The organism is Acinetobacter sp. UBA6720, assembly GCF_002454215.1.
Lineage (GTDB): Bacteria > Pseudomonadota > Gammaproteobacteria > Pseudomonadales > Moraxellaceae > Acinetobacter.
Genome location: NZ_DKIK01000012.1, coordinates 26,919 through 40,191 on the forward strand (window position 1 = coordinate 26,919; position 13,273 = coordinate 40,191).

Genomic DNA, 13,273 nt, shown 5'->3' on the forward strand with positions numbered 1-13,273 from the left:
TTTATTTCCACTTCACCGCCTGAACTTCAGACTTTTTCGCACTGCTGTCTTCTGTCGCTGGGCAGGCACAATTTCCACCACACCCACCAGACATCGCAGGTTTTAACCACGCTGCTAAACGCGTCCAACCGCGTGCTTCACATAGCTCCGCCAAGGATGTGAAAACTGAACCTGATGTCTGAGGAAATACTTTCTTAAACACCACCACCGCACTCCAGATCACTAGAGCAGCAACAATTAGAACTTCAATCATCTCAATCTCCTCGCCTATTTACACTGATTAGCCCAAATAGTGCGTTGCAATTTGATAGGTCAGGAATGACATTAAATAAGCCAAACCAAACAAGTAAATGGTCATAAAACTCACGGTTTTCCATGAACCTGTTTCACGTTTGACCGTCGCTAAGGTAGCCAAACAGTGCGGTGCATAAATAAACCACACCAGTAAAGATAGTCCTGTCGCTACCGACCAACCGAGCTCACCACCACTACTGATCAGTGAAGCCAAGCCTTGTGACATGGCATCATCATCGACAGCAGATAAGGCATATACCGTACCTAGAGCTGCCACCACCACTTCACGGGCCGCCATGGCTGGAATCAAAGCAATACAAATCTGCCAGTTAAAGCCCAGTGGCGCAAAAATCGGTTGCAGTAAATGACCAAGCATGCCTGCAAATGAATAATCAATTTCAGGTAAAGTCGCGCCTTCAGGGGCTTGCGGGAAAGTACACAAGAACCACAGCAAAATAGACAAGGCGAAAATGATACCACCTACACGACGTAAGAAGATCTTGGCACGGTCAAGTAAACCAATCCAAATATTCTTCAAGTCAGGGAAACGATAGCTTGGTAACTCCATCATCAACATATGTTGTGACTTGTCTTTCTGGAAAAATTTCAGAACGAAAGATACACACAGTGCACTCACAATCCCTGCCATATATAAAGCGAACAACACCAAGCCTTGTAGGTTGAACAAGCCCCAAACGGTTTGATTGGGGATGAATGCTGCAATCAATAATGCATATACAGGCAACCGTGCTGAGCAAGTCATCAACGGTGCAACAAAAATCGTGGTCAAACGGTCACGGGGATCGCTGATGGTTCGTGAAGCCATGATGCCCGGAATCGCACAAGCAAAACTAGACAAGAGTGGAATAAAGGCACGTCCTGAAAGACCTGCTTTAAACATCAGCTTATCCAGCAAAAACGCGGCACGCGGTAAATAACCCGACTCTTCTAATACCAAGATAAAGAAGAACAAAATTAAAATCTGCGGCAAGAACACCACCACACCACCTGCACCTGCGATGATTCCATCCACCACCAAACTGTTGAGTAAAGGTTGACTAATCACCCCACCTGCGGTTTCACCCAACCAGCCAAAGAAAGTTTCAATCCCATCCATAAACGGCGCTGCCCAAGCAAAAACCGCTTGGAAAATAATAAACATCATCACAGCGAGGCTGACTAAACCGAGAACAGGATGCAAGAAAATTTTATCCAGAAAATCTGTTCGTTTGTCTTCTTCATCAACATACTGCACCACATCGTGCAATACATTCTCAACCTTCTGATGCGCCGTATCACCTTTTAAACCTGTCAACTCAGTGTAAGGCACAGCATATTTGCCCTGCTCTAAAGCACTGAGGAGACTTTCAATACCCGAGTTACGTACTGCAACGGTTTCAACAATGGGCACACCCAAACGCTCAGAAAGCTTTTGGGTATTAATTTGCATCCCACGGCGACGCGCTTCATCCATCATGTTTAAAACAATTAACATTGGACGACCCAATGCAATCAGTTCAATCACTAAACCAAGATGAAGTTTGAGGTTGGTTGCGTCAACAACGCACAAGAAAGCATCTTGCTGACCTTCATCAGCAATTTTCCCCATCACCACGTCACGGGTAATCATTTCATCAGGGCTGGTCGCATCTAAGCTATACGTACCTGGCAAGTCCAAGACGCGAACTGCTTGACCTGAAGGCAAACTAAACTGACCAACTTTACGTTCAACCGTTACACCTGCGTAGTTGCCGACTTTTTGACGGGTTCCAGTCAGATGGTTAAATAACGAAGTTTTACCGCAGTTAGGATTACCTACAAGGGCAACACGCAAGGCATCACTCATCTAGGTGCTCCTTCGACTTGAATTTCAATTTTTTCAGCTTCAACTTTTCTTAGGGCGAAACGTGTAAAACCCACTTGGATTAAAATGGGATCGCCTCCAAAAACGCCTTTGGTAATCACCTGTACTTTAGTACCTGCAACAAATCCTAGTGTTTCAAGACGACTAGCCACCAAGTCAGTCTGAGCTTCGCCATCCAAAGTACGATTCACTTTGCTAATGATGGCAGTTTGTTTGACTTTTAAATCAGATAAACGCACCGCATCCAACCCTTTAATATTTTGAACAGTATACAAACAAATGAGAATAATTACCAAATCAGATTCGATAATGATTCGCATCTGTTATAACACATCGACAAGCGAGAATGATTACACTACATTGAATAAACCCCAATCATTGTTTTGTATTTTTTGCTGATGTGCTGAAAAGTTATGCTAAATAAAAAACCGCGTATACCTGCGCCTGTTCAAATTCCAACCCAGCTCAGCTTTTTACATGGCTTTAAAGATTACCTCATTGCACAAACTGTCAGTCCGCATACGCGAAATGCTTATCTTTCCGACTTACTACAATGTAGTGAGTGCTGTGCTGTGAGCATGCCCGAATGGAGCAGTGATGATATCGCTGATGTTTTACTGGCACTTACGAAACAAGGCAAAAGTCCACGTTCAATTGCGCGCTGTCTATCCGCCATGCGTTCTTTTTTTAAGTTTTTACGGGAACAAAAACTACGCTCCGACAACCCCGTCGCACTGCATAAAACGCCCAAAATTGGCCGCGCACTGCCTAAAGATTTATCTGAACAAGATGTCGATGCCCTGATTCAAGCACCCGATATTGAAACCGCTCTCGGACTGCGTGATCGTGCCATGTTTGAAGTATTGTATGCTTGTGGGCTACGTGTATCTGAGCTACTGAACCTCCGCCTAGACTTAATCAATTTAAAACAAGGCTATTTAAGAATTACTGGTAAAGGCAATAAAGAACGACTGGTGCCTTTAGGGCAAATCGCAGTGGAATGGGTCGAGAAATATCTGCAAAAGTCTCGCCCACAGTTATATAAATCTGCAACCGACTATCTGTTTCTCACTCAACATGGGGGCATTATGAGTCGGCAAAATTTTTGGTACGCCATTAAACGCTATGCCTTACAAGCAGGGATTCAAGCAGAACTCTCGCCACACACCTTACGCCACGCTTTTGCAACCCATTTACTCAATCACGGTGCGGACTTGCGTGTGGTACAAATGCTCCTAGGACACAGTGATCTGTCGACAACACAAATTTATACCCATGTCGCACAAGTGCGTATGCAGCAACTGCATGCCATGCATCATCCACGTGCTTAAAGCCATTAACAAATATGCATGGAAGACTATTTTTAGCAGGAAGGCTACGAAGTATTACCGAGTCTTCTGCTTTTTTTGCTATGCTTGGCGCTCTGTTTTTATAAAGTCAAAAGAAAAAGGGTTATCTATGTTATTTACCCGTAAGCCATTGTTCATTGCCTGTGTCCTTGCCTCCTCTGTTCTGGTCACAGCATGTTCAAACAATACTGAAGAAAAAAAACAAGACTCTTTAACAGCAAGCGCTCCGGCCACGGGTGAAGCATCGACATTGTCGGAACGCAATGCGAAACAACGTTTAATTGACACGCTTCAAAAGCATTTCAAAACAGCCAACATCAATGCCAAAATCATTGACATTAAAGCCACCGAAGTACCCAACCTATTTTGGGTGAATCTTGAAGGAATGAGTTCTGTCTATACCACAGCAGACGGCAAATATATTATCCAAGGGGATGTGATTCGCTTAGGCGATAAAACCCTCCACAATGTTAGTGATAACCTACAGGCTGAGGCCAATAAAAAGCTATTAGCAGAACTGAAAACTGAAGACCTACTGGTTTATAAAGCCAAAGGCAAGACCAAACATGTGGTTTATGTCTTTACCGATGCCAGTTGTCCTTACTGCCATAAACTGCATGAGCACATCCCTGAAATCACAGCTCAAGGTGTCGAGGTGCGTTACATTGCATGGCCACGTGGCGAGCAGTTCATGCCTGCTATGGAAAGCGTGTGGTGTAGTGCAGACCGTCAAGCTGCGTTTGATCAAGCCATTTCAGGTATTCAACTGCCACCTGCAACTTGTAAAAATCCAGTGCGGGATCAATACCAATTAGGTCTAAACATGGGTGTAAATGGTACGCCTGCGATTTATAACGAAGATGGTGAATATCTCGGTGGCTATTTGACACCAAGTGAATTATTAAATCGACTTAAATAACTAATTTTTATTTGTTATTTAACTAATATTTATAGTTAAACATAAAGTTATTTCTTTCCTAGAGTCTCACAGTTTTTTTAGCTATGATCTAAGCTTGATTTAATATTTATAAGTAAATTGGAGTGTGACGTGAAACCAGTTCGTCTGGCAATCCTCGGTCTTGGTACTGTGGGTGGTGGTGCCCTTAAACTACTAAAAGAAAATGCTGCTGAGATTAAACGTCGCACCGGTCGAGAAATTCAAATTACCTATGTCGGCACACGTCGTCCACGTCCAGATTTAGAGCTTGATCCAAGTATTAAACAAAGCTCAGATTTGTTAGATATTGTGCGTCAACCTGATGTCGACGTTGTGGTTGAAGTTATGGGTGGCATCCACCCTGCTTATGAAGTGATTAAGGAAGCCATTCTTCACGGTAAGCAAGTCGTTACAGCAAACAAAGCCTTACTGGCTGAACATGGCAATGAGCTGTTCAAACTAGCAGATGACAATGCGGTGCAAATCGCCTATGAAGCTGCGGTTGCAGGCGGTATTCCGATCATTAAAGTCATGCGTGAAGGTTTAGCTGCCAACCGTATAGACTGGTTAGCAGGTATTATCAACGGGACAGGAAACTTCATCCTGACTGAAATGCGTGAAAAAGGTCGTGCTTTTGCAGATGTGCTCAAAGAAGCGCAGGAACTCGGCTATGCCGAAGCAGATCCAACCTTTGACGTTGAAGGAATTGATGCTGCACACAAACTGACACTATTGGCATCTATTGCCTTTGGTATCCCGCTTCAATTCGATAAAGTCTTTACAGAAGGCATCAGCAAGGTCACTGCGCAAGATGTAAAATATGCTGAAGAACTAGGTTTCCGTATCAAACACTTGGGTATTGCCCGTCGTGCTGAAAACGGCATTGAACTCCGTGTACATCCAACGTTGATTCCTGAAGAGCAATTGATTGCCAATGTGAACGGTGTGAAGAATGCCGTATTGGTTCAAGCACATGCTGTCGGCCCAACATTGTATTACGGTGCAGGTGCAGGTGCAGGCCCAACTGCTTCTGCCGTGGTTGCAGACGTGATTGATATTGTCCGTGACATTTCTTATACCGAAGATGGTGCAGGAACAATTCCGCAATTGGCTTTTGAAGCATTAGCAGACTTACCTATTCTGCCACGTGAAGAAATGACCACAGGCTACTACATCCGTATTAATGCTGAAGATCAAACAGGTGTTTTGGCCGATGTCACCACAATTCTAAGCCGTGCTGGTATTAGTATTGATGCCATCATGCAGCAATCTCGCTTAAAAGACCTGATTCCAATCGTGATTTTGACTGATCCAGTCAAAGAATCAAAAATGGATGAGGCTCTTGCTCAAATTCAAGCCTTACCCGTCATTCATGGCGAAATCGTGCGAATTCGTTTAGAATCGCTTGATAATTAATCGGGTTGAGGGAAAGGCGCTTGTTCTCCCCTCACCAAGCTCTACACACAATTGGAACATCATCATGTCGAATGCCAATCGTTATACTGGTTTAGTTGACCGTTATCGCGACCGTTTACCAGTGTCTGCAACTACTCGCGCTATTTCTTTGGGTGAAGGTAATACGCCACTGATTAAACTTGAGAACATTCCACGTTTAATTGGCAAAAATGTTGAAATTTATGTGAAGTACGAGGGCTTAAACCCGACTGGTTCATTTAAAGACCGCGGTATGACCATGGCAGTCACTAAAGCCGTTGAAGAAGGCTCAAAAGCGATTATTTGTGCATCTACAGGGAATACCTCTGCAGCGGCAGCAGCTTATGCTGCACGTGCTGGCATCAAAGCATTCGTTTTAATCCCTGAAGGCAAAATTGCCATGGGTAAAATGGCACAAGCGATGATGTATGGTGCGATCACCATGCAAATTCGCGGTAACTTTGATGACGGCATGCGTCTGGTTAAAGAAATTGCAGATAAAGCGCCAGTAACCATCGTAAACTCAATCAACCCATACCGTTTGCAAGGTCAAAAAACCATTGCTTATGAAATCGTCGATGAGTTAGGTCGTGCACCAGATTACCACTGCCTACCAGTAGGTAACGCAGGAAACATTACTGCACACTGGATGGGTTATACCGAAGCAGTTGCCAATCAACCTGCAGATCAATTTGAGCAAGTGATTTACAATGCTGAAACTGATCAATTCACAGGTCCAAAACCTGAAGGCCTACCAACCATGGTGGGTTACCAAGCAGCAGGTGCTGCACCTTTCTTACGTGGTGCACCCGTTGAAAACCCTGAAACAGTTGCAACAGCAATTCGTATTGGTAACCCACAAAGCTGGAACCATGCGAAAGCAGTGGTTCGTGACTCTCAAGGTTGGTTTGACGAACTGACTGATGCAGAAATTTTAGAAGCACAGCGTTTACTTTCAATGTATGAAGGTGTCTTTGTAGAACCTGCTTCTGCAGCATCTATTGGCGGCGCAATCCGTGACATCAAAGCCGGTAAAATTGCAGAAGGTTCTGTGATTGTCTGTACCGTGACAGGTAATGGTCTAAAAGATCCTGATACTGCGATCAAGCAATGTTCTGACGCAGTTATGCTTTCAATTGATGCAACTTTAGAACAAGTTCGTGATTCAATTTTGTCGAATATGTAAGCTGAGTTAAAAGAAGAAGCCCTGCATATGCAGGGCTTTTTTGTGACTCAATTTTTGTTGTTGAGTGAACAAAAACAAAGTCAGGTTAAATACGTTTTGGTAATTGGCTTGCCCAGTTCATTAGGCGCGTTGCGTCATTGGTACGTGCTGCAGAGGAGTCCGCACCCAATAATACCACCACTGCTGGACGGTTATTTAAAGTGGTATGCATCACCACACAACGACCAGCTTCATTAATGAAACCTGTTTTTGAAATATTAATATTCCAGCCACCATTACGAACTAAGGCATTGGTATTATTTGATTTTAATACACGATAACCCAAGTTAAAATCATAGCTTGCTGTGGTTGAGAACTGACGAATCAGACCATATTGTGATGCGGCATTAACCAAAATACCCAAGTCACGTGCTGAAGCCACATTACCCGGATGTAAACCTGTTGACTCCATATAATGCGTTGAATTCATGCCCAAAGATTTTGCTTTGGCATTCATCGCAGCAACAAAAGCTGAACGTCCACCTGGATAAGTCCGAGCAAGTGCTGATGCTGCAGGATTTTCTGACTTCATTAAAGCAAATAACAAAGCCTCTGCACGGTTCATACTATCACCCGCACGTAGAGATGAACTTGAACTTTTACAGCCTGAACACGAAAAGTCTGCTTGCTGTAAAGTAATGTTCTCAGACATATTTAAACGTGCATCTGAAATCACCACCGCGGTCATCAGTTTGGTAATGGACGCAATTGGCAGAGCGGTATTACTGTTTTTACTGTACAGCACCTCCCCAGTATTGCCATCCATGACTAATGCTGCACGTGCATTGACAGTTGGTTGGTTAGAATATTTCGATGTATCGAAAATTTGTGCAGTTTTAGCTGTGCTATTGGTAACAACACCATTTGAGCTTCGAATACTGGTGGTGACTTTTGTTGAACCCTGCGGAGCGTACTCCTCAGGATCTTCCATCATCTGATCATTAAGAAGCTGTTCTGCATCCGCAGCAGACCAACTCATAGTTGCTTGGCTCGATCCCGAACCCGGGTTGACCACCAAGTCTGCAAAGCTATGGGTACTGCTGGTCATTACAATTGACCATCCCAATAGATGCATTAAAAATTTATTTGATTTTTTCACTTTTATTCACTCAACTTCATAACCCATAAGATACATTTGCGTATCCACGCCCATTGCCTTACATTTGTACACAATGCGAATAGCATTGCTATCAACAGTGCGCATATCTTTTCAAATAAGCCTAAGAATAGGATTGCTAATTTTGTCGTTTCATTGCAAGCTTATTTTGCTTTATGTAACAAAAAATATGGTTTTTATAGTGAGGAAGTGCTAGGTGATCACAGTTTTAGTAGTAGATGACCATGAGTTAGTGCGTACAGGGATTTGTCGAATGCTCGAGGACCATGCCGATGTTCAAGTCATTGGCCAAGCTGAATCTGGTGAAGAAGCCATTAACCTTGTTCGTCAACATCATCCGAATGTCGTTTTATTAGATGTCAACATGCCTGGGATTGGTGGGGTAGAAACGACACGCCGTTTACTACAAACCGCACCTGACACTAAAGTTTTAGCCGTCAGCGGTTTAGCGGAAGAGCCTTATCCATCGTTATTACTCAAAGCTGGGGCTAAAGGTTACATTACCAAAGGCGCACCTGTAACTGAAATGGTTCGTGCCATCAATAAAGTGATGCAAGGCGGTAAATATTTCAGTGCTGATATTGCTGAGCAACTGGCCAGTTCTTATCTATCCGATACACAGACGTCACCTTTTGATGCCTTGTCTGAACGTGAAATGCAGGTCGCGATGATGGTGGTGAATTGCATCAGTGCGCAGGAAATTTCTGATAAACTTTTTGTCAGTGTAAAAACAGTCAATACCTATCGTTATCGCATTTTTGAAAAGCTCAACATCGACAGCGATGTAAAACTTACTCACTTAGCGATTCGTTACGGGCTGATCAAACCCTAATGTCTGCTCGCTAAAGACCGACATGGCTCGACACAATAGCAATATTCAACTCAACCAATACCGCTTAGGCATTTGGTATGCGTCGTATCGACTGTTTATTGGCTGTTGTTTACTGCTGGTATTTTTACTGACCTATGCGCAACTGTTTTCAAACTACCAGTATCCAGCACTATATCGCTATGTACTGATTGGCTTTATTTTTATCAGTGCTTTTCAGCTCCTGAGCCTCAAGAATATACGGACACATATTCCGCTTCAGCTTACCTTACTGTTCATTGTCGATGTTGTCAGTCTCAGTTTACTCACCTTCGCCACAGATGGCCCTAACTTACAATTAAGTTTACTATTTGTGATCACGATTTTTGCCTCTTCCTTATTGGTGGATAAACAAAAAGCGCTCATCATTACTTTGATCGCAGTGATTACACTGGTTTATCAGCATTTTATTGGGACATTATTTTCAATTAGTTCACTCAACACCATTGGCAATAGTGCAGTGCTCGCCTTTTTATTTTTTGTGGTGTATGGGTCAGGTCAAATTGCTGTTCGACGCTTCCAATTCCTTGAAAACATAAATTTTTACCAATCTCAAGAATTAGATCAACTGCAAAATATTAACCGTTATATTCTTGAGCAAACCGAGCTGGGTTATTTGGTTCTCGATGAAAACTGCCATATTGTACTCAGTAACCCTGCAGCATGTGCACTCTTGGGTATTTCTCCGATTTATGCCAATGACAAATACCCTTTGTATAAAGCACAACCTGATTTATTCGAGCTACTCAAATTCGACCAACTGAAAAATGGGGAAAAATTCCAATTTAAATCACAGTTGAGTCGCTTTCAAATTCAAATCGAAATTCAAAAACTACAAGTCCCGAATCAAACGCTGACTTTATTTGTGTTGCAAGACGCACAGAAAATTAATCAACGCGTACAACAACTCAAACTGGCTGCACTGGGCCAACTTTCTGCCAGCATTGCACATGAAATTCGCAATCCTTTGGCAGCCATCACTCAAGCCAATGAACTGATGCAAGTCAATGGCCCACAACAAGAACTATTGCATAACATGATTGCCAAACAAGCTTCACGGATTGATAAAATTATCGGCGACACACTGAGCATGGCACGAAGTAAAGAAACCTATCCGACTTTAATTGATGTCGCAGCTTTTTTAGAACGTTTTATCATTGAAGATTTGCCCGATGTCAAAGAGCAAATTGACTGCCGTATTTCAGATCAAGCTTATATTCAGTTCGACGAACAACAACTGAGACAAGTGCTGATCAACCTGATTCGAAATGCCATCCGGCATAATGCAACGGAAGCTGAACATATTCAAATTCGCGTCTATAGCTATAAAAACCTTGTTCACATTGAGGTTTGCGATTTTGGAGACGGGGTCGCCACTCAGGATCAAACTACCTTGTTTCAACCGTTTTTCAGTACCTCAATCAATGGAACTGGTTTAGGATTATATTTATCCCATAGTTTCTGCGAAGCCAACCAAGCTAAGCTATACTATGTAGAACAAAAAATAGGGGCATGCTTTCGGATTGAATGCCCTCGTATAAACAATGACGTGTAATTTTCGGGGTTAAGCGTGGAAAAAAAACCACTTGTCTTATTGGTGGATGATGAACAAGACTTATGTACACTGATGCAAATGTCTTTAAGTCGAATGGGGATTGATACGCATATTGCCTATCGCTTACAGGAGGCTGTTCAAGCACTTAAAACACATCAATATGATGCATGTCTGACAGATTTGAATTTACCTGATGGTAATGGATTAACGCTGGTGGATTTTATTGCTCAAAATTATCCTAATCTACCTGTAGCTGTATTAACTGCTTATGGCAACATGGATGTCGCGATTGCCGCATTAAAAGCGGGTGCTTTTGATTTTGTCAGTAAACCAATCAACCAAAAGCATTTAGAGCAACTTTTACAAAAGGCCTTTAACCAGCCTATCAGCCAGCTACATATTCAAGAAGATACGCTTGAACACAAACTGTTAATTGGTCAATCCCTTCCTATTCAACAGCTTCGTGTGACCTTGAAAAAAATTGCCCGCTCACAGGCCCCTGTCTTTATTACAGGTGAATCAGGAACTGGTAAAGAAGTGGTGGCCAATTTGGTACATCGCCTGAGTAACCGTAATGAAGGGCCATTTATTGCCATCAACTGTGGTGCTATCCCAACAGAACTGATGGAAAGTGAACTATTTGGACATCGTAAAGGTAGTTTCACAGGGGCAACCCAAGACAAACAAGGCCTGATCCTTTCTGCACATGGCGGCAGTCTATTTTTAGATGAAATTGCAGAACTGCCACTAACCATGCAAGTCAAACTCTTACGTGCAGTACAAGAAAAGCGTATTCGTCCCATTGGTAGCGATACCGAAATTGATGTCGATTTCCGTGTGATTAGTGCCAGCCACCAAGACCTTGAAGCCTTAGTACAACAAGGTAAATTCCGTCAGGACTTATATTTCCGCATCCATGTTATGGACATTGTACTGCCTGCCTTACGTGAGCGCGGCAATGACATTATTCTTTTGGCACAGCATTTCATTCAGAAAATCTGTCAAGAGTGGGACATCCCGGTCAAAACCCTAAGTGAACGTGCACGTGAGTTTTTATTGGCCCAATATTATCCGGGCAATGTGCGTGAACTGCGCAATATGATGGAACGTGCCATCACTTTAAGTGATGAAAGCAGTATTGATTTACCGCACTTGCAAACCGCCCCACTGCGACCGATTGCACAGACCAACTATACTAATGCCACACAACAGGGTGCGATTGGTACTGATCAACTTAGCCCTGTGCCTTCACGCAAATTACCTGAAGAAGGCTTAGAGCTGTATTTAGAAAAAATTGAAAAAGAAATTTTGATGAATGCACTCAATCTCACCCACTGGAACCGAACACTGGCTGCTAAAAAGCTCGGCATGTCATTCCGTTCTTTACGTTATCGCTTGAAGAAATTCGGACTCGATGGTGAAGACGATTCCGTTTAAAGACTTAACGACGGTTAATTAAAATCTCTGCCACATGTTCAACATAGCTTTCGTCTTTGAGTTCGTGTGGCATTGGATAAACCTGATTTGGCGCAATTCCTACCCCTTCAATCATCTGACCAGTTGGCGTGTAATAGTGAGACACGGTCATTTGCAAAGCTGCACCATTGGACAGTGGAAAAAGTTTCTGCACGACCCCTTTGCCATAACTTTTCTCACCAATCACCCATGCTCGCCCATGTTCCTTGAGCGCCGCAGTAAATACTTCTGCCGCTGATGCAGAGCGATCATTGATTAAAATTCCTACTTTCAAGTTTTGAAACTCAAAGCTTGGTAAGGCCTGAAACTGCTGATCACCCTCAGAGCGGCTTTTCGTTGAAACAATGACGCCTTGATTTAAAAATAGATCAGCAGATTCCACTGCAGCAGACAACAATCCTCCCGGGTTATTCCTGAGATCAATCAACACTGCTTTTAGACGCGACGAATGGTGTTCTTCGATCAACTGTTGAATTTCGTTGGCGGTATCTTGTTGGAAAACACGAACTTTCAGCACCAATACTTGGTTGTTCAATAACTGAGACTGAATATCTGTTTCAACCTTTCGGGTTCTCACCACATTGATTGGAACAGAATTAGCTTTCAATTGAAGGCTCACCGTACTGCCGATGGCACCACTGAGTAAATCATTCACCTGAGTATGGCTGAGCTTATGTAATTCCTGATCATCTATTTTAAAAATGGCATCTGCATTTTTTAAACCCAATTTGCTCGAGTCTGAATCAGGTTTCAGCCCACGTATCAGCCATTGTTGTAAGCGGGAATCAAATACTAAACCAAAATCTACCGAAGCCAAATCTCCTTCAGTATATTGCACCAACTGCTTATATTCTTGCGGTGATAAATAGCGGGAATAACGGTCTAAACCGCCGACCAAGCCTTTAATGGCCTGTTGAAAAAGAGCATCATCACTGCGTTCAGCCACATAATTATCTTTGACTAAACCATAAATTTGCACAAATTGTTGAATGGATTCTATTGGAACCTCAACATAGCCCTGTTCCAATTCATCATCAAAAGCAGGTGCAGTCGCTGTTTTTGCAACAGCACCCACTGAGTGGATCAAAGCAAAACCTAAAGCAATCATTACACCTATTGAAGTCCACGATGCTTTTGCCATTTATCCACCCAAA

Annotated in this window: 12 protein-coding genes; 7 read left to right on the plus strand and 5 right to left on the minus strand. The window is 42.9% G+C overall.

What is annotated here, in order from left to right:
• Position 1: 1 nt before the first annotated feature.
• Genes B4F08_RS01380 through B4F08_RS01390 form a run of 3 tightly spaced genes read right to left on the minus strand, consistent with a single transcriptional unit; the run spans position 2 to position 2,397 of the window.
• Entirely contained in the window at positions 2–253 is a 252-nt protein-coding gene (locus B4F08_RS01380) for a DUF6587 family protein (RefSeq protein ID WP_110974812.1), read from the minus strand.
• Positions 254–280: 27 nt separating this feature from the next.
• Positions 281–2,140, minus strand: a complete 1,860-nt coding sequence (gene feoB / locus B4F08_RS01385; protein WP_291372647.1) for a ferrous iron transporter B — start codon at positions 2,138–2,140, stop codon at positions 281–283.
• Positions 2,137–2,397 (minus strand): FeoA family protein, encoded by a 261-nt coding sequence (locus tag B4F08_RS01390; protein ID WP_213033328.1) that lies wholly within the window; start codon positions 2,395–2,397, stop codon positions 2,137–2,139. The genes feoB and B4F08_RS01390 overlap by 4 nt, the downstream gene beginning before the upstream one ends.
• Positions 2,398–2,571: 174 nt before the next feature.
• Between B4F08_RS01390 and xerD the strand changes: the two genes are divergently transcribed.
• The 4 genes from xerD to thrC all read left to right on the plus strand — a co-directional run bounded on the left by xerD (position 2,572) and on the right by thrC (position 7,064).
• Positions 2,572–3,489 (plus strand): site-specific tyrosine recombinase XerD, encoded by a 918-nt coding sequence (gene xerD / locus B4F08_RS01395; RefSeq protein WP_291372649.1) that lies wholly within the window; start codon positions 2,572–2,574, stop codon positions 3,487–3,489.
• 127 nt (positions 3,490–3,616) lie between these two features.
• The gene (locus B4F08_RS01400) at positions 3,617–4,426 is read left to right on the plus strand and encodes a DsbC family protein (RefSeq protein ID WP_291372651.1); all 810 of its coding nucleotides are present in this window, start codon (positions 3,617–3,619) and stop codon (positions 4,424–4,426) included.
• A gap of 129 nt (positions 4,427–4,555) precedes the next feature.
• Positions 4,556–5,860: a homoserine dehydrogenase gene (locus B4F08_RS01405; RefSeq protein ID WP_086209769.1), complete on the plus strand. Its 1,305-nt coding sequence runs from the start codon at positions 4,556–4,558 to the stop codon at positions 5,858–5,860.
• A gap of 64 nt (positions 5,861–5,924) precedes the next feature.
• A complete protein-coding gene (thrC, locus tag B4F08_RS01410; RefSeq protein ID WP_058868731.1) occupies positions 5,925–7,064 on the plus strand; it encodes a threonine synthase in 1,140 nt (379 codons plus the stop codon).
• Between the two features lie 85 nt (positions 7,065–7,149).
• On the opposite strand, the gene B4F08_RS01415 is transcribed toward thrC, so the two are convergent.
• Positions 7,150–8,202, minus strand: a complete 1,053-nt coding sequence (locus B4F08_RS01415) for a serine hydrolase (protein WP_139841364.1) — start codon at positions 8,200–8,202, stop codon at positions 7,150–7,152.
• Between the two features lie 214 nt (positions 8,203–8,416).
• Between B4F08_RS01415 and gacA the strand changes: the two genes are divergently transcribed.
• The 3 genes from gacA to B4F08_RS01430 all read left to right on the plus strand — a co-directional run bounded on the left by gacA (position 8,417) and on the right by B4F08_RS01430 (position 12,080).
• The gene (gene gacA / locus B4F08_RS01420) at positions 8,417–9,052 is read left to right on the plus strand and encodes a response regulator transcription factor GacA (RefSeq protein WP_086209771.1); all 636 of its coding nucleotides are present in this window, start codon (positions 8,417–8,419) and stop codon (positions 9,050–9,052) included.
• A 22-nt stretch (positions 9,053–9,074) separates the two neighbouring features.
• Entirely contained in the window at positions 9,075–10,643 is a 1,569-nt protein-coding gene (locus tag B4F08_RS01425; protein WP_086209772.1) for a sensor histidine kinase, read from the plus strand.
• Positions 10,644–10,715: 72 nt separating this feature from the next.
• A complete protein-coding gene (locus tag B4F08_RS01430) occupies positions 10,716–12,080 on the plus strand; it encodes a sigma-54-dependent transcriptional regulator (RefSeq protein WP_414632433.1) in 1,365 nt (454 codons plus the stop codon).
• A 4-nt stretch (positions 12,081–12,084) separates the two neighbouring features.
• Here B4F08_RS01430 and B4F08_RS01435 read toward each other — a convergent pair whose 3' ends face one another.
• Positions 12,085–13,260 (minus strand): S41 family peptidase, encoded by a 1,176-nt coding sequence (locus B4F08_RS01435; RefSeq protein WP_086209774.1) that lies wholly within the window; start codon positions 13,258–13,260, stop codon positions 12,085–12,087.
• Between the last annotated feature and the right edge of the window lie 13 nt (positions 13,261–13,273).